The following is a 17,304-nucleotide window of genomic DNA, read 5'->3' on the forward strand; positions in this document are numbered from 1 at the left end:
GATACATATATTTGCGTAGCGTAGCATCTCCCCGTTTCGAAAGCATGATTTGTCCCTTGTGTTTTCCTGACATTCTTTCAGCCGTTTACGCGGACTTCATTCGGACAATGTTCTTGACAAAAAGTAAGTTTCAATGTCGGATATATCGTTTCCCCCCTGTCTTATTACCCCATTAAACCTTTGATACATATACACATTGTTCAGCGTATTTTAGAACTGCTAATCTTTCAAAATCCCGTTTTTTTTCATTAATTCATTTCTGCCGATACTCTCATACTGTTCTTTAACATCACGCCTGTTGATTAACCAAAATATGTAACAAAAAAGGCCGCCGTTTCTGTCTACTGTTTACACTAAGCGGCTGTTGGGATAACAAGGATATTAACCATCGCGTACTGCCGGTTGTCATGGGCATTTCCAAGCAGGGGGTCACCGATACCATATCCGGCTTCATGAGATCCCGGGATGTTTCTCCCAAAGCATTAGTAGCTGGAATCCACAAATTGCGCTGACACGGGTTTGGCAGGTTTATCGGGTAAAATTGAAGTGATGGATCACACCAGTGTCTTGATACTCAGTAACAGCATGAAGCTTGAAAGTAAGCTCGTGGATAAGAAGCCGTATATGGCCAGCCATATCAACCTGAAGGTGTCTCTATTGGAAGTAAAGGACGGTACCTCCAACCAGTTAATCAAAAAAGAGCTGGAAACACTTCTTACCGAACGGTTTACCCACTTCTTTACTAAAATTCAGGCAAAAGAAGCGGATATTCTGGGGCTCGGTCAATATTATAGGAACCAACTACTAGAGAAGATCTGGAGCATTGGAGATCCGTTTACTATCCTCATTTGCAGATGGATATTCACTTTCATACAGTCATTCAAAATGAAGGCAATCTTAAGTCACTGTCGGAAATAAAAGGACAGATTGATGGAGCGGTGCAAAATAATACTGGACAACGATGTTTCTTTTTAATAGGGTAGAAGTAAATGCCTTAACAAAGGAAGGAACGACGATCATGCCCCTCATGCAATCGGTGAATTGGAAGGGCTTGAGATCGACGCTACAACCCTTGGGAAGAAAGGTCATTCAGGTATTCTGAAATCCAAGGCTACACGTGCAGCCTTTCTTTCCGATCAGACCCACCGGATTCAGATCGTCTATACCCCCAAAGCAAAACTTGCACTAGATATCATCAACTATTCGTTCTCGGAGGAATGTATGAGCAAGCATTGGTTTTACAGGCAAATGTTTTCTTATCTACCTGTATTTTTCGTCATTTCTATCGTTCTGATTGTATCGATGTTTTTATCCATTACGAACCTTTCCGAAAAGGCTACGGTCGATGCAAACGAAGTTTTCGCCAAACATGTTTTCCAATCTATTGATTATCAGCTTCAAGGGGTCGAGCAGCTAATCGTCAATGAAATTTTGAACAATGACAGGTTTATGTTCTTTTTTAATGGAGCTGCGGACAATAAAGATTATTTTTCCATGTATGAAATGTCGACCAAAGTCAAAAATTTGAAAGTTGCTAATCCGCTCATTGATTCCATTTATTTATTCCGGTCTGATGATCTGAAAATTTTAACGGAAAGCTCTTTTTTACCTTTGAACCGGTTTGTGGATCAGGCTTTTATTCTACAGCTGACAAGTACCGAGAATACAGCTTTAATACCTAATTGGACGGGCGTAAGATTATACAAGGAGTTTCTTGATTCGGAGCATGCGACAACCGTAGTATCTCTAGTCAAAAAAGTGCCTCCACCGCTTGGAAATCAAGGAATTATTGTGGTGAATGTGAAGACGAGTACGTTACGCCAAATTGTTCAAGAGATGTCAAGCGCAAATGTAAGCTATGCCACATTCGTTGACAGAGACGGCCAGTTTTTATTCGATCCGCCTACAGACAACAATCAAAGGGAGCTCGTACAGATTAAGTCCGACTACACGCAATGGGAACTGCATTCGGGATTGAAAAACGGGAAGCTCATCGAGATAGGCTCGACCATCTCCTATGTCTATATCTTCGTCGTTGTGTTGTCGATCCTCATCGGCGTCCTGTGGATCGTGTACATCACGCGGCATAACTACAAACCGATTGAATCGATTGTAGGGCGAATTCACAGCTATTCAAAGAAAAAAAATCAATCTTTATTTAACGAAAACGGCAAAGATGAGCTGAAATTTATCGAGAATGCAATAGATACACTCATAGAGCAAACGAATCAGTATCAAAAAGAGTATGAAGAAAATCTCATATTGAAACGCCGGCATGTACTGGCGGAATTGGTCGAAGGCAGCCGCTCTCTGAGCAAGGAGGAGTGGAACCGGGAAATGGAAGGCATCGGACTGTCTAATGAATTCGATCAGCTCTGTATCGTAATAATCGAAATCGATAAGTATTCTGATTTTTCAAACCAGTATTCACACCGGGATCAATATTTGCTGAAGTTTGTGCTCAGCAGCGTGGTCAATGAAATGACCGAACCGCTGCCCTGCGCAGCCTGGTCCGAGTGGCTTACCAACAATCAAATGTGTGTTTTATTGCAACTCATGGCAAAGGAGAGTAATCCCGAAACCATGGTGAGTGACATTTGCCAACAACTGCTCCATTGGGTACAAGCCAATCTGGGATTTACTGTGACGATTGGCATCGGACAATGCGTGAGTGACACGAAAGGTGTCGTGGAGACTTATGACTCCTCCTTGGAAGCATTAAAATACAAATCCGTACTGGGGATGAATCGGGTCATCCATTGCAAGGACATCGAATCGCATAATCAAGGCGATGTTTATAAAAGCTTGCACCATCTACGTTCATTGGCTCAAATGTTCCGTTTGAACGACGAGCGTTGGAACGGAGAAATGGGCTCCTTCTTTGCTGAAATCCAAGATCGATTGTATTCGCGGGCTGAAATTCTCAGTATGATGAATTACATGGTCTATCACCTGCACCGGGAAATGTTGGATTTACAACCGGAGATTCAAGAGATTTGGAAATCGGAAGGAATGCCCAAACTGAATGAATTAGCGGAAAGCTTTGATACGATTGATGAATTGGAAAAGAAAGTAACCAGTGTTTTAATCGCGGTCGAACAAAAAGTGATTTTACTGCGGGAAAAACGAACGAACCACCACCTCATTCAAGAGGTCAGAACCTATATTAAAACACATTACGCTAATCCGGATTTGTCGCTTGCTCACTTGGAAGAAGCTTTCGGAGTCAACGGAAAATATTTGAGTCAATTGTTCAAGGAAGAATTCGGAGAGAAGTTTGTTGATTATGTAGCACAGGTTCGTATCGAACGCGCCAAAGCGCTTTTAATGGAAACAAGTTTGCCGATTCAAGACATTGCAAATCAAATCGGGTATACGACCTCCATGACATTCATCCGAGTTTTCAAAAAACGGATCAGTATGACCCCCGGCGATTATCGTAAAGTTCATTGAGCCCGTTGCCCCAGCATGTGCAGCACTTGCGTTTGATTACGATATGTAATCAAGCAGCGGGTGCTGTTTTTGCTTGCTAATAACTGCAAAAAACAGAAATTCGGCTACTTCGGAAAAATGTAAATCCCACAAATCGAACAGAAATCTGAAAATCGTCAATTGCCCGAAACATTACTATTGTCGTGATCTGTACAGAAGGGTTATATTTGGGTCTCGAAAACATAAGCAGAAAGGAGTTTCCTCATGAATGCAGTTCGCACATCGGTTCAAGCAGTTGTAAGCGTGAAACAAAGACGGAAGCCGAATCGTTTTTTATGGACGTTGTTTTTGCCGGTCATCGCATTTTATATCGTTTTCAAATATGTACCGATGCTTGGTACGGTAATAGCCTTTAAGGAATACACGTTCTTTGAAGGTATTCTGGATAGTCCGTGGATTGGTCTTAGAAATTTCGAAACCTTGTTCAACAACCCTCAGACGGTCGGCATTATCCGCAACACCCTTGTCCTGAGTTTGCTTAGTATCATTGTCGGCTTTCCGTTTCCAATTCTGATGGCGATATTACTCAACGAGGCACGTAAACTATGGTTTAAAAAATCAATCCAAACGTTAATTTATTTGCCGCATTTCTTCTCCTGGGTTATCGTCGGCGGTCTTGTCGTTACGTTATTCGCCGAACAATCCGGCGTGGTTAATCATTTGCTGAAGCGGATCGGCGGTGAAACGTTCCCTTTCCTATATGATGAGACAGCATGGGTCGCCATATTTTTAGGATCAGGCATTTGGAAAGAAGCCGGATTCAGCACCATTATATTTCTGGCTGCCCTTACGAATATCGATCCGTCACTTTATGAAGCGGCCGGTATGGACGGTGCGAATAAATTCCGCCAAATATGGCATATCACACTGCCGGGCTTAAGCTCCACTATCGTACTCATCTTGATCCTATCGATGGGACGAGTGATGGAAGTAGGGTTCGACCAAATTTATATGCTCAAAAACCCGAGTGTTTTCAACATTTCGGAAGTCATCAGCACCTATATTTACCGGGTCGGTGTGCAGGGCGCGCAATTCAGCCTCACATCCGCAATGGGACTGTTTGAATCAGTCGTTGGCTTAATTCTCGTTGTGCTCACCAACGCGGTAGCACGCAAATTTAACCAGGGATTATGGTAGAAGGAGGTGTTCCCATTGAAAGCAACCGCAGGAGAAAAGATTTTTTACGGTATCAATTATGTCATTCTCTCCTTGGCAGGACTCAGCTGCCTGATCCCGTTGATTCATATCATTTCATTGTCCTTAAGCGACTCGCACGCCATCATGTCAGGCTACGTCACCTTATGGCCCGTCGGTTGGTCGTTGGAATCTTACAGCGCATTGTTTAAAGGCACACAAATTGTTAGAGCGTTCCAAAACAGCATTGAAATCACTGTGATAGGCATTGTGCTAAGTATGGCATTTACCATTATGGCTGCTTATCCACTTTCTCGGAAAGATTTTAACGCCAGGAGATTTTTTACATTAGCCATCGTGTTTACGATGCTTTTCAGCGGAGGGCTGATTCCCACCTTCCTTTTAGTCAAGTCGTTAGGGCTGGTTAATACCTATGGTTCGTTATGGCTTCCCGGACTGATTAGTACATTCAACATGCTGATCATGAAAAGCTTCTTCGAAAACATCCCGGAGGAGTTAATGGAAGCCGCGAAAATGGATGGCTGCGGTGAAGCGAGACTGCTGATTCAAATCATTCTTCCTCTGTCTTTGCCAGTTCTCGCAACGCTTACTCTATTTTACGGTGTCGGCTACTGGAATTCGTTTTTCAGCCTGCTGATCTACATCCAGGATTCGAATAAGGTAAATTTGGCCGTGATGGTGCAGCAAATGATTCAAAGCCAATCGTTGATGCAGGAAATCAACAATTTGCAGCCAGATGATATTCAGCAGATGGCACCGGAGTCGATAAAAGCTTCGGGGATCATTGTCATGATGGTACCGATGCTCATTGTGTATCCTTTCCTGCAAAAGTACTTTGTCAAAGGTGTCATGCTTGGAGCCATTAAAGGCTGATGGATATTTATCGCTAATAAAAAAAGAAAAGGAGCAAATCAACATGAAAACGAACCGATCTACGAAATCATATGTTGCATTACTCTCTTGCGTATTGGCTCTCGGCACTCTAATAACAGCATGTGCAAACGAACCTAAGCAAGGGGAGGCAAATCTAAAGAAAGAAAAACGGGGGGCTATCACTTCCTCAATTTATGATCGCGGCAACCTGCCGCCGGAAGAAGGAACGATTGACAACAACCGTTGGACCCGTTGGATCAATGAAAAGGGACCGGTCGATGTGAAATTTATCAGCATCCCCCGTTGGGAATCGAAGCAAAAATACAATACATTGTTTGCTTCCGGCGGCGCTCCTGATATTATGTTCGAATACGACACTGCGTATCTGAACCAGCTGTATACCCAGAAGTCGCTTATGCCGCTTGATGATCTTATTGAGAAACATAGTACAGAGTACAAGAAATTGATCACTCAGTACCCAGTCTTAAAGCAGCTCGGCCAAAAAGCGGACGGTAAAAACTATCTGTTCGGCCGGCTGCAGGGACTGAAGACCAGTGATCTCCTGTTCATCCGGATGGATTGGCTGAAAAAGCTGAATCTTCAAGTCCCTGCCACAACGGACGATTTGTTTAAGGTAGCCAAAGCATTCAGAGAACAAGACCCTGACGGTAACGGAATGCAGGACACTTATGGTATCAATTTAAGTTTCACAGCGGATGGCATAATTAATTCCATGTTCCAAAATACAGGATACTTTGTACAAGACGGCAACATGGTTAGAGCATGGGAGCAAGCAAAGGAAGCAACCACTTTCAAAAAGAAATTGTTTGAAGCGGGCATCGTCGATAAAGATTATTTAACGGACAAGAACGGTGAAAAGGCAAAACAGGATTGGATCACCGGCAAGCTCGGAATCTTTGCTACAAGCAGCGGAGTCGACCAACCGATGCAATTCCAGACGTATCAAGCTCTGAAAAAGAATTTCCCTGATGCGCAAATCGCTCCCATAGAGCTGCCGAAGGGTCCCTATGGCCAATTCAACCCGGGCTACAAGTTCCCAGTACAAATGACAGCGGCGATTAATGTAAGCGCCAAAGATCCAATTTCGGTTATGAAATATGTAGACTTTCTAGTCACTCAACCTACTATGCAAGCATTTAAAAACGGAATTGAAGGCGAACATTTCAAGATGGATTTATCCGGCTGTCCTGAACCGACAGACAAGGAAAAAATCAAGAGGGAAATGCCTCAGACCAATGACTTGGCCATGTTAAGCTCCTTTGCCTTAATGGGTAAATGCGAGATTTACGAAGTGAAAATGAACCTGGACGTTCCTCAGGAAAAGGAATATTTCAATATCATAAAGCAATCGGAGAAAGCTTACCTCAATCCGGAGCGTGCATTTGCCAGAGAGTTCGACGGTGCCATCCTTCCAGTGCTACCAAATGAAATGCAGGTTAACTTGAAAAATACGGAAACTATGGAAGAAATGTGGAAAAAATCAATTGTCAGCGGAGACAAATATACGCCGGAGCAAGCACTGAAAGAAGCTCAATCATTGTGGGAGAAAACCGGCGGCAAGCAAATCGACGAATTTTATGCGAAGTGGTATTCCGAAAACAAAGATAAAATTATTAGCTCCAAGGATCTGTACAAGCTAAAATTCGAATAAAATGGTTAAACAAAGGGCCTTCGATGAAGACAACGAGGGCCCTTTGACTTACATCAATTTAAATGATAAAGGTTTAGTAACTCAAACTTCGCAGCTTGAAATAGGCAGGTAAGCCTTGAGATAACTGCGCAAACCGGCGATCCATTGTTGGAGTTGACATTTTATCCATTTCGAGATTTTTTTGCTTGCCATTGTTGCAACTTCTTGAATCAAATCGACAAGTTGTTGCAAGGCTACCCTCCAATCCAAGGTGCTAACCTCATCGCATAACTTTTTTAGTAAATCGGGTAGCAATTTCGAGCAATCTGGAGAAAAACGAAAACCGGCCCCTTCGCAAACGATGCGAACAGAGCCGTTTTTTTGCCATTGTTCCACGGAAGGGAAATCGGCGCACATGGCTGAATATGCTCAAAAATGATGGTTGAGTTTTAAGCGATTGAATTTGTTAGACGAATACGTTTATTAGATTATTCGATATCGTCTAAAAGTGTGGTGAAAAATTAGTTTTTAGCGTTCTCTTTCTCACGAGGCCGCCATGGAAAAACGCTGAATGAGGCTTGAAGCATATCTTTGCCGCAACGGCAAGGATATGCTTCAAAGCACCTGCGGCAAAGAAATGCTTCCAAAATCACAATTAAAACGGGATCCGCAGAAGCAGTTCCCGTTTCAATTCATTGAACTAACGTCTCCGTTAGCGCAGTGAGGTGCAGCGTAGTGTTGCAAACGAAATAGCGATGGATCGGATCCACCGCTCTGCTTGCGCTTTTGCTTTTAATATTCTCCTTTAATCACAAAAAACGAACCTCGAATTGTTCCAGCTAGTTTAGACTTCTGTCTAGCAAACTTAAACTTCTCTGCTAACTCCTTTGGTACCTCCATCCCCTCAGATAGCTTAAAACCAACGGCCCGCTTCTTAGGGTCATCAACCGTATACATGACGTTGACCTCTAGACCATCCTCATAAAAGACGAAGGCCCATTTGATATTTTCCACTTGAAAACGCGACGTTTCTAAAGGTTTGGCCGCAAACTCAATATCACGTACTTCTTTCAAAATTCGGTTCACATAATCGATGGTCTCCTGGCTCTCGCTAGCTGGTACTACCGTAAATTCATGCTTATATTTGTTCATGAAGTAACGGGCTTCATTAGCACGTAAACCAGCAAGCGCATCTACTACAGGTGAAGACTCTAAACCAACCGTAGACACAGTTTTAAAATCAACGATATGGGACATATCCATCCTCCTCGTATTATCATTTTATTATGCGCCATCCGAGCGCATGGTCTTTGTTGAAGCCGGTTTGATTAAGATGCGTCGTGTTTTCTCCGCGGCTGGCCCAGGGAGCGATAAATCTTGCTTTAGTCCTGTTCCTCCTTAAGAAGCTGATCCAGACGAACCATATTTTGTTTCCAAAATTTCTCGTAGTACGACAACCAGTCCTGGAGTTCCTTCAGCGGTGCGGGATTGAGACGGTTTCGCGTCTCACGGCCGACTTTACGCTCGGTCACAAGGCCGACTTCCTTCAAAATCGTCAAATGCCCGGAGACTGCGTTGCGGCCCATCGCAAAATGTGGAGTCAACCGATGGAGAGGCAATTCATCCGCATCCGCCAGCAGTCGAATAATTTCGCGCCGGGTCGGATCGGCCAGGGCATAATAGACATCCCGTGTCTGTGCAACTGCGCTCATTATCACCACTCCCTCGCATGAAATGAAATTAAAAAGATTAGTGCTTTGATTATAGGACAGTAAATAGTGTCTAGTCAATAGGTCCACCTTATATCCAAAGAAAATCAACTGTATCATGTGAAAATGAATAACACTATTGACAAGACAGTAAATAGTGTCAACTAGGTTTGGAGGAGGAAACAAATGAGCAAGATTGTCGATGCGGTAACAACCTCAAAAGAAGAAACCCAACCCAGGGGAGTAATTGTCACTTATTGGGTTATAACGGTGCTGCTTGCATTCGTTGAGGGGAGCGGAGGAATTGAGGCTTAAGGAATGGGCGTATGCAGGCATATTCTTTGGAATGACGGGTGCAGCTGCATCACATGCATTCGTGGGGGACTACGGGGCTTATGCGTACCATATTTGGAGCACTCTTGGTCTTGCAATCCTAGCTCTCGCCTCGTGGGCGCTACGTCCGAAGAGCCGCAAGCTTTAAGGAGGTGATGAAATAATAAGGAGATGTTGTCATGCAAGCACGTATGAAAAACCCTGCAAAGAGCATATCCGATGCAATGAAGGCAATTCAGTCTTTAAATGCAGCAGTGCACAAGGGCGCAATATGGACGAACTGGTGCGGCAAGCTTGAAAAGGTGTTGGAACAATAATCACCTGTTTATTACGAAAAAATCAAAACCGGCTGCATGCTGTTTGCAGCCGGTTTTATTTACATCAATATGATCGGAAGGATGTTCATGATAAGCGAATCGAAACAATTAACCTAAAATACCTTCAAATTATGAACTCTCTTTCATTATCGATAAAACGAGCTTGTGTTAATAGAACTGAGGTTTAACCGTTGTTTAAATCGAGATAATCTTTCATGATTGCCTTCAAAATGGTCTTCTAAGAGGCTATCTTTCTAGACAAGACACCCATGTCCTGCGAACGGATAGTCGATCGTAATACGCCCCGCCTGGCAATCGCCAATGCCGCTGTACAGATCGGCCTTGCCGTCCGGACGCATCACAATGCCCGAGGTAAAGACACAGTCGACCAAATCCGGTGCCTTGGCAGGTCCCGGCGGGTAGCAGGAACGACTTCCGATCAGCTGAAGGTCCGAGGACTCTCGGGTGGCTGGATCGAAGACGAAGGCCATGTTCAGGTACACCTTCACTTCCCCTCCGTTCTCATCCTTACCCCGGTAGCAAATGTGGCCGATGACGCCGATTTTGCCGCTGTCGAGCAGATAAGCCTGATTCACGCCTCCCCATTCGCCTTCCCCGAAGATGCCGTAAATGTAGGGTGCGTTCTCGATGACGTCCGCAGTCAACTCTTCCAGTCTGTCAACGATAGTGAAGCCGATCATGGATTCGCTCCCGTATTTGCTCCTCGTCTTCGCGCCGCGCGGACGCGAGAAGACGCCGATCTTGCCGTCCGGCAACGGAACAAGGCGAATATCCTTCATTTTGTTAGGTCCGGTAGTGAAGTAGTACAAATTGTGGAGGTCGATGCCCCGGAAGAAATAGCCGAAAAATGTGCTGTATCTTCCACTCTGATATTGCACATGAGTCCCGCCCAATACAAGCTCATCACCGATCTCACTGATGTAAGGGTCCTCCAGAGTATAGATCATGCTATCTTCCACCACGGTCCATGCATCCTGTCCCGTCTCCCCGAACAGGCGGACCCAAGAGCGGGCCCATTCCTCGCGACGTTCTACCCGCCCGAACAAATAGCGCTTCCCGTCCCGTATGAACGGAATCGAAATATTGTAGACATCAAAACCGTCCACGCCATGAAATACCAAGGTCGCACTCTCATAGATCTTTTTTGTCGCTTCAAATTCAATTCTTTGCGTCTGCAGGGTCAAATTTCTCCACACCTTCCTTTTGTTTCGACTCGTTTATTTTTGAGAAGCCTGATATTCCTTGAATTGTTTCTGGTATTCCGCAGCTACCTTATCCAGACCGGCTTTCCTCATTTTTTCCAATGCTGCCGGGAAGGCCTTGCCGTATTCTTGAACGCCCATATAAATCGGGGTGATGCTCGCCGAAGCTTCCGACAAAATGTTGGTGTACTCGGTCCTTACTTTCGTCGGGTCAAAAACAAAATTCGCCGCGATACTGTTGATCGCTTTCGGATTTGGCTCAAACAAGACTTTGTTGTTGTCGGGAATGCTATTCTCCAAGTCAAAACGCATGAAGTTTACGTTGCCGTTCTGTGAATCCGATCCTCTATATCTCGAATTGTTATTGTTTTCCGGATCTTTGATCGGCTTAAAGCCCTTCTCGCCGTCCTTGGTGTAATGCTTACCCTCGATGCCATATTGAACCAGATCATAATTCTCTTGACTTGCCAGCATCCAATCCATGAATTTGACGGCCGCTTCCGGATGCTTGCTGTTCACCGGCACGGCATTCCCGTTCTTGAAGGTGAGCGGACGCAGATATTCTTTCTCCGGATTAAACCATACAACACCGATATCGTCTACAGTGGCTTTTGGATTGTACTTCTTGAGCCCGTTCAGACTTCCGCCGGTTCCCAGACGGACGAACCATTCACCGCTGTCGAGTTGCGCATCTACCTGCTCCTGCTTCATGACCAAGATATCAGGATTGGTAATTCCTTTTGTGTACAGCTCGCGCATGAAGGACGCATCCTTCTTGAACTCCTCGGTCTCAATCCAAGACTTGACCTCGCCGCTTTGATTCACATAGAAGAACTTATCCTTCACCGTAAACGGGAAGGTGTCATAAGTCCGGTGTAGGATGGACGTATGCAGGTAGATCGGATCAAAGTCCGACCGAGTGCCCAGATAGGGCTTGTTGCTTCCCTTCCAGTTCTTCATGACAATCTCCCAAGCGCTGATCAATTCAGCTGGGGTAGTCGGCTCTTTGAGATTGTTCGCACGGAGAATGTCGCGACGAATATTGAATTGGCCTTCACTCGCCATTTCAACCCAATAAGATGGAACAGCATAATACTTGCCATCGATTTTAGCCCCGTCGAAGATATCATGCGGAATAGACTTTTTCAGATTTTTTCCATACTTTTCGATCGCATCCGAGATATTCGCCAATGCACCGCGATTATAGTAGCTGGAGAAAGGCGTGCGGTCCTGCATGACGTGGAACAGGTCGAAATCTTCGCCAGTAGACAGCATCAAGTTCAGCTTCTGATCCCACGCATCCCACGGAATATAGATTTTCTCGACCTCAACGCCGATACCGTCCGCAGCCAGCTTCCCATTGACCTTTTGGAACACTTCCTTGTAGTCTTTCGGCTCCGTGCCGGGAACCAAATATTTGATTTTGACCGCCTCAGCAGGCTTGTCTCCCTTATCCCCAGTGTTGGCTGAATTAGAATCCTTGCTGCATCCCATCAAGGTCGAAAGGACAAGCACCGCAGCTAATAGAAATGCGTTACGCTTTTTCATAAAAAATATTGACCTCCTTATATAGTGCTTTATTTATGTTAACCCCGAAGGGAATATATCAGCCTTTGACCGAACCGATAACCATGCCTTTCACGAAGTACTTCTGCAAATACGGATAGAGCAAGACGATCGGTCCGATCGTCACGATCGCCGTCGCCATCTTGACCGATTCCGAAGGAAGTGTCATATCGCTTGTTCCGGCCAACATCGTCATCTCGTTCAGCATGCTGATTTCCGATTGCAGCTGCAGAAGCATAAACTGCAGCGGGTATAAATCCTTGCTGTCGATCAGCATGATCGCATTCCACCAGTTGTTCCAGTAATCCAGTCCGTAGAAAAGCGCAATCGTCGCCAGAACGGGCATGCACAGCGGAAGATAGATCCGGAACGCAATCGTAATGTCGTTTGCCCCATCAATGGTCGCCGACTCTCTCAGCGAATCGGGTACGCCGTTCATGAAGTTACGTACCAGAAAAAGGTTGAACGGGCTGAACAGAAGTGACGGAATAATTAATGCCAGAATATTGTTGGTCAAACCGAGCAAGCGGTTCATCAAATACCAAGGCACAATCCCGGCGGAAAAAATCATGGTGATGAAAAAATAGAGCGCCAGCAGATTACGGTATTTCACATTTTTGTTCGCCAGCGTATAACCAGCCATGGATGTCACCAAAACCGCAAGAAGCGTGCCGACAATCGTGACGAAGATGGAGATGGTGTAGCTCTGCATCACCTGGGAGCCGCCCGTAAAAATCAGTTTATAGGCATACAAGGAAAATTTCTCGGGGAAAAGACTGTAGCCGTTCTTCAATACGGCATCCTCATCCGTGACCGAGATCATCAGCACCAGCAGCATCGGAAGAAGGCAAATCGCCGAATACATCGAGATCAGGGTATACATGACCGTCTTGCTGAGGGAAAACTTCTTCATTACTATTCCTCCTAAAACCTTACTTCGGCAGGCTTTTGCCGGCTCGGGAATTTAATACAAAGCGCCTTCTTTGAAAAATTTGCGGGTAATCGCATTCGTACCGAAGACGAGAATGAACCCGACCACGGACTGAAACAACCCGACGGCCATCGCTTCGGAAGGGTCGCCGATCTGACGCAAAGAGCGGAATACGTACGTATCGATGATGTCCGTGGTCGAATACAAGGTGCCGTTGTCGCCGACCAAGGCATAGATCATGCCGAAATCCCCATACATAATTTTGCCGATCGAGAGCAACGTCAGAATGACGACCGTAGGCATCATTAGAGGAAGGGTGATGCGCATGCACATCTGCCATCGGTTGGCCCCATCGATTTCGGCCGCTTCATACAAGGTTTCATCGATGCCGGTAATGGTAGCCAGATAAATCACGGCGCTCATCCCCGCTCCCTTCCATACATGCATCACAGTGAGGATGGCGGGCCACACCTCCGGCTCCGTGTACCAGTTGACAGAGGCGATTCCGAGCTTATTCAGCATTTGGTTTACAAGTCCCATATCCATGGAGAAGAAAGCATACAGCACATAACTGACCACGATCCAGGAAATGAAATGCGGGAACAGCATTACCGATTGGCTGATTTTAACAAAGAGCTTCTTGCGTAATTCGTTCAACACGAGTGAAATCACAAGAGCCATCAGCGTACCAAAGACAATAAAGAGTAAATTCAGGAAAATGGTATTAAAGGTGACGGTTAAAGCCTTGTAGGAGCGAAAAAAAAACTCGAAGTTTTCCAACCCCACCCATTCGCTATTGAATATCCCCTTCGTATAATTGAATCGTTGAAAAGCAATGATCATATATGGATAGGTCATATACCCGAAGATAAAAGTATACACCATCGCCGGAAGAACCAGCAGGTAAGACGTTCCGTTCTTATGGATATCAGAAAACATGCCGAATGCCAGTCGCTGTCTCTTTTCCAATTTCTTATCCTCCTAAAAAGTTTTATGAGCGTTGCTTCCTGAATCGGTTTCGTACAAAACTCACTTCGGAAGCATAGGCTTAGTGAACATTTCTTGGCTACGTTGTCGCTTGCTATAACTCTATATCAGCGGGTAGGTGTTGCCAATTTTAAATACCGGATTTCGCTTTCACGATTCGAATAAAGGGCTTTCAAATATCCGAACTGATTTTCATTTTTTAAGAATGGAGTATCTTTTTAACCTGCTTTATTTTATATTGAAGAAATTATACTAGCTGCAACGGAGGAATCTTTATGCGAATCACCATGGATCGGCTTGTTCGATATAAGGCATTCCAGAAACTCACCATTTCATATTTTCTGCTCATTCTTCTCACGGTGAGTCTGCTGTCCACCTATCTCTTTTATTTTTTCTCCATGAGCGCAGTCAAAGAAATAGATCGCAATTCCAAAGCCATGCTATCCCAAATCAGCTACGCATCCGATGTCATCTATAACCAAGCCATGACGATCGGTAATTCCCTGCTTACCCAGCCGGAGATTACTTCATTCCTGAATGATACGGAGGAGGATAAGACAAGGAATTACCATGTCTTTCAACAATTGTCCCAGATTCAAAGCGCGTATCCGTACATATACAGTATCGGGATCTATCGACCATCCACGAAAACTGCAGTCGATACGGCCGGGCTGCCGTTTGATTCCTCGCTCTACGCCATCAGCGCTGAGCAATATATGGAGTTTTACCCGCGGAGTCTGACCGTTCCTAACCGAAATAACGATACGCCGCTGCAGTTCCTGACCTTTCTGCTGTACCCGAACTATTCACTGCGAACCACGAATAATCCGCTCATCTACATCAATATTGAGGAACAGTCCATCCTGACGACGATCCGCAAAATCGGCAAAGCGGATTCAGCCAATAACGTGTTCGTCATCAACAAAGAGGGCAAGGTGCTGTCTCATACGGATTCGAATCTGTTTCTGGAAGATTTGTCCGGCACACCGTATGTGCAGCAGATTTTGAGTCAGGATGAGACGGAGAGCAGCTTTACGGCAAATATTCAAAATGAGAAGCATCTGATTACTTATGTGAAGTCCGAGGAAATGGACTGGTATTTTGTAAGCGTTACCCCATACTCCAGTCTGATCTCCAATATTGACCATCTTCGCAATGTTACAATGCTTGTGACGGGAGGGATCGTGCTGATCGGCCTGCTTGTTTCAATTTATCTGAGTAAAAACATTTATAGGCCGCTTTCGACTTTGTTTGAGAAGATCATACAGAATTCAGCTACTCTAAAGTCGCCGTTCATCGATGAATATCAGGTCATGGCTGAAATGTTCACAACGCTAGAGGAAAGGGAAAAGTCGATGCAATTCGTTATCAACCGCTCATCCCGAACGATTCGGGAGCATTATCTGCATTCACTGATCAGAAACAATTCGCTCGATACCTCCGTACCTGGAGAACTCATTCGGGACATCGATGAGGAGCTTTCAGGGCCTTATTTCTGCGTGATCGTGTTCAAAATCCATGATCTGGAGCCAGCGAAAGGGGGAACGGAAGGCGGACAGAAGCCGCTGTTGCGCTTCGCCCTAGGCAATATTGCAAAGGAGATGCTGGAGCCTCTCGGGGCATGTGATTATTTGATTACAGGGGAAAATGAAGCGGTAGCCATCTGCCAGTATACGAAGAACGAGCGGCCTGATGAGTTGAAACCTGCCTTGCGCAACGTACAGGGTTTCCTAAATCGATACTTCAAACTGGCGGTCTCTATCGGGGTAGGAGACATGAGCTATGGTAGAAAAAATATCTCGTTCTCCTATACCTCGGCACAGCAGTATGTGAAGTATCGATTGATTTATGGAAAAGAATCGATTCTGGATGCCCAGACAACCCGATCGCATATTATGACCACCGTAAATTACCCTATCGATTGTGAGAAGAGGCTGATTGAAGCCGTTCAATCCGGCAAACCGGATTCCGTTCGGGATGCCACCGAACAGTTTATCGAGCAAATCTCATCCGGTTCAGTGAACCAAGTGATTACATACAGCATTCAATTAATGCTCTCCCTGCTCAAGCATTTTGATTATCTGCAGCATCTTTCAGACTCTAATTTCAATGAATATTTGGATGTGGTTACCGATATCGAGGCTGCCGAGAACTTAACGGAAGTCAAGAACATTTTCATCCGATATTGCACCAACATATGCACCCTGATCGAGGAGAAAAACCGTTGGATAAACGCTCAAAAGCACAACGTTGTCATTGAAAAGGTTCAAAACTATATCCAGGAGCATTATGCCGAACCGAATTTATCCCTTGAGCTAGTGTCCAATATTGCCAGTTTGTCTCCAAGTTATCTGGGAAAGCTGTTCAAAGTAGCAATCCGGCAATCGTTCAGTGAATATCTGAATCATATCCGACTGGAAAAGGCCAAGGAACTGCTCACGTCGACCAATGAGACCGCCGCAAATATCAGCGAATCGGTCGGTATATATAATGCAACCTACTTTTCCACGTTATTTAAGAAAAAGTACGGCCTGTCTCCTTCGGCTTTCCGCGAGCAGGAATCAATAAAGAAAAAGAAGATGGTAAATGATTAACTGCAACAAAGCGCTATGATCTACAGCGATATGTAGGATTAATGCATCTTTTTGTTCTGGATCTAGCTTTAAGCCAATAATTGCTGCGGCAGCTGCATCCTTGGTTTCTTTATAGTACGCATATACAACACGGAAAGGATCTGCTTCATATGTCTTCAAGACCCTGTTCATCTTCTCTGTACCGACCTGTTCTCCGATAGTTGACCAAGCTTTTAAAATTACGCTTATTTCAAATAATATTCGTCCCGAACGATGTATGTCCTATATTTGTAATTTTACTGCCTGATTGCTTAACGGCCAATACATCTTTATCAAAGATCTTATTTTGTGAAGAAGTATTGAGGAAGCAAAAAAATCCTTTACCGGTGGCTCTTTAAGCATCGCTGAGTTCCGTTATTATCTTTTGACATGCACATTGTTTATAGAACCCATATCCAATAATTCATATCCTCATAAAAACAGACCCTTCCGAG

17 protein-coding genes and 1 pseudogene are annotated in these 17,304 nt (G+C 44.8%); 10 read left to right on the forward strand and 8 right to left on the reverse strand.

Going from position 1 to position 17,304, the window contains the following annotated elements; translation table 11 throughout:
• Nucleotides 1-585: 585 nt before the first annotated feature.
• The 5 genes from BK127_RS45045 (at nt 586) to BK127_RS30385 (ending at nt 7,192) form a co-directional block, all read left to right on the forward strand.
• Entirely contained in the window at nt 586-918 is a 333-nt protein-coding gene (locus BK127_RS45045) for a Ger(x)C family spore germination C-terminal domain-containing protein (protein WP_256711518.1), read from the forward strand.
• Nucleotides 919-1,041: 123 nt separating this feature from the next.
• Entirely contained in the window at nt 1,042-3,453 is a 2,412-nt protein-coding gene (locus tag BK127_RS30370) for a helix-turn-helix domain-containing protein (protein ID WP_076235865.1), read from the forward strand.
• 243 nt (nt 3,454-3,696) lie between these two features.
• A complete protein-coding gene (locus BK127_RS30375) occupies nt 3,697-4,629 on the forward strand; it encodes an ABC transporter permease (protein WP_076235866.1) in 933 nt (310 codons plus the stop codon).
• 15 nt (nt 4,630-4,644) lie between these two features.
• Nucleotides 4,645-5,520, forward strand: coding sequence for a carbohydrate ABC transporter permease (locus BK127_RS30380; protein WP_076235867.1), 876 nt, complete (start codon nt 4,645-4,647; stop codon nt 5,518-5,520).
• A gap of 43 nt (nt 5,521-5,563) precedes the next feature.
• Complete coding sequence (locus tag BK127_RS30385; RefSeq protein ID WP_076235928.1) at nt 5,564-7,192, forward strand: type 2 periplasmic-binding domain-containing protein; 1,629 nt, start codon at nt 5,564-5,566, stop codon at nt 7,190-7,192.
• Nucleotides 7,193-7,273: 81 nt separating this feature from the next.
• Here the strand turns inward: BK127_RS30385 and BK127_RS45795 are convergent.
• A pseudogene (locus BK127_RS45795) lies at nt 7,274-7,468 on the reverse strand (IS4 family transposase); the annotation flags it as partial.
• A 274-nt stretch (nt 7,469-7,742) separates the two neighbouring features.
• Between BK127_RS45795 and BK127_RS43995 the strand changes: the two are divergent.
• On the forward strand, nt 7,743-7,895 hold the full coding sequence (locus BK127_RS43995; RefSeq protein WP_179097654.1) for a hypothetical protein: 153 nt from the start codon (nt 7,743-7,745) through the stop codon (nt 7,893-7,895).
• A gap of 68 nt (nt 7,896-7,963) precedes the next feature.
• Here BK127_RS43995 and BK127_RS30395 read toward each other — a convergent pair whose 3' ends face one another.
• A complete protein-coding gene (locus tag BK127_RS30395; protein WP_076235868.1) occupies nt 7,964-8,428 on the reverse strand; it encodes a phage tail protein in 465 nt (154 codons plus the stop codon).
• Between the two features lie 125 nt (nt 8,429-8,553).
• On the reverse strand, nt 8,554-8,883 hold the full coding sequence (locus BK127_RS30400) for an ArsR/SmtB family transcription factor (RefSeq protein ID WP_076235869.1): 330 nt from the start codon (nt 8,881-8,883) through the stop codon (nt 8,554-8,556).
• A 183-nt stretch (nt 8,884-9,066) separates the two neighbouring features.
• On the opposite strand from BK127_RS30400, the gene BK127_RS45585 reads away from it, so the two are divergent.
• The 3 genes from BK127_RS45585 to BK127_RS44005 are packed head-to-tail and all read left to right on the forward strand — an operon-like array spanning nt 9,067 to nt 9,530.
• Nucleotides 9,067-9,195, forward strand: a complete 129-nt coding sequence (locus BK127_RS45585; RefSeq protein ID WP_305954335.1) for a hypothetical protein — start codon at nt 9,067-9,069, stop codon at nt 9,193-9,195.
• A gap of 31 nt (nt 9,196-9,226) precedes the next feature.
• Nucleotides 9,227-9,361 (forward strand): hypothetical protein, encoded by a 135-nt coding sequence (locus BK127_RS45590; protein ID WP_179097666.1) that lies wholly within the window; start codon nt 9,227-9,229, stop codon nt 9,359-9,361.
• A gap of 31 nt (nt 9,362-9,392) precedes the next feature.
• The gene (locus BK127_RS44005; RefSeq protein WP_179097655.1) at nt 9,393-9,530 is read left to right on the forward strand and encodes a hypothetical protein; all 138 of its coding nucleotides are present in this window, start codon (nt 9,393-9,395) and stop codon (nt 9,528-9,530) included.
• Nucleotides 9,531-9,784: 254 nt separating this feature from the next.
• Here the strand turns inward: BK127_RS44005 and BK127_RS30410 are convergent, their stop codons facing one another.
• From BK127_RS30410 to BK127_RS30425, 4 genes are read right to left on the reverse strand one after another with little or no spacing between them, the layout of a single operon-like run.
• A complete protein-coding gene (locus BK127_RS30410) occupies nt 9,785-10,735 on the reverse strand; it encodes an MTP-1 family protein (protein ID WP_076235870.1) in 951 nt (316 codons plus the stop codon).
• A 33-nt stretch (nt 10,736-10,768) separates the two neighbouring features.
• A complete protein-coding gene (locus BK127_RS30415) occupies nt 10,769-12,301 on the reverse strand; it encodes an extracellular solute-binding protein (protein ID WP_083689719.1) in 1,533 nt (510 codons plus the stop codon).
• 58 nt (nt 12,302-12,359) lie between these two features.
• Nucleotides 12,360-13,232 carry a carbohydrate ABC transporter permease gene (locus tag BK127_RS30420; protein WP_076235871.1) on the reverse strand — a complete coding sequence of 291 codons (873 nt, stop codon included), beginning with the start codon at nt 13,230-13,232 and terminating at the stop codon, nt 12,360-12,362.
• 51 nt (nt 13,233-13,283) lie between these two features.
• A complete protein-coding gene (locus BK127_RS30425; protein WP_305954336.1) occupies nt 13,284-14,219 on the reverse strand; it encodes an ABC transporter permease in 936 nt (311 codons plus the stop codon).
• Nucleotides 14,220-14,512: 293 nt separating this feature from the next.
• Here BK127_RS30425 and BK127_RS30430 point away from each other — a divergent pair, with 293 nt between their 5' ends.
• Nucleotides 14,513-16,831, forward strand: a complete 2,319-nt coding sequence (locus BK127_RS30430; RefSeq protein WP_076235872.1) for a helix-turn-helix domain-containing protein — start codon at nt 14,513-14,515, stop codon at nt 16,829-16,831.
• Here BK127_RS30430 and BK127_RS30435 read toward each other — a convergent pair.
• On the reverse strand, nt 16,799-16,990 hold the full coding sequence (locus tag BK127_RS30435) for a hypothetical protein (RefSeq protein ID WP_076235873.1): 192 nt from the start codon (nt 16,988-16,990) through the stop codon (nt 16,799-16,801). The genes BK127_RS30430 and BK127_RS30435 overlap by 33 nt on opposite strands.
• Between the last annotated feature and the right edge of the window lie 314 nt (nt 16,991-17,304).

Source organism: Paenibacillus sp. FSL H7-0331, from assembly GCF_001956045.1.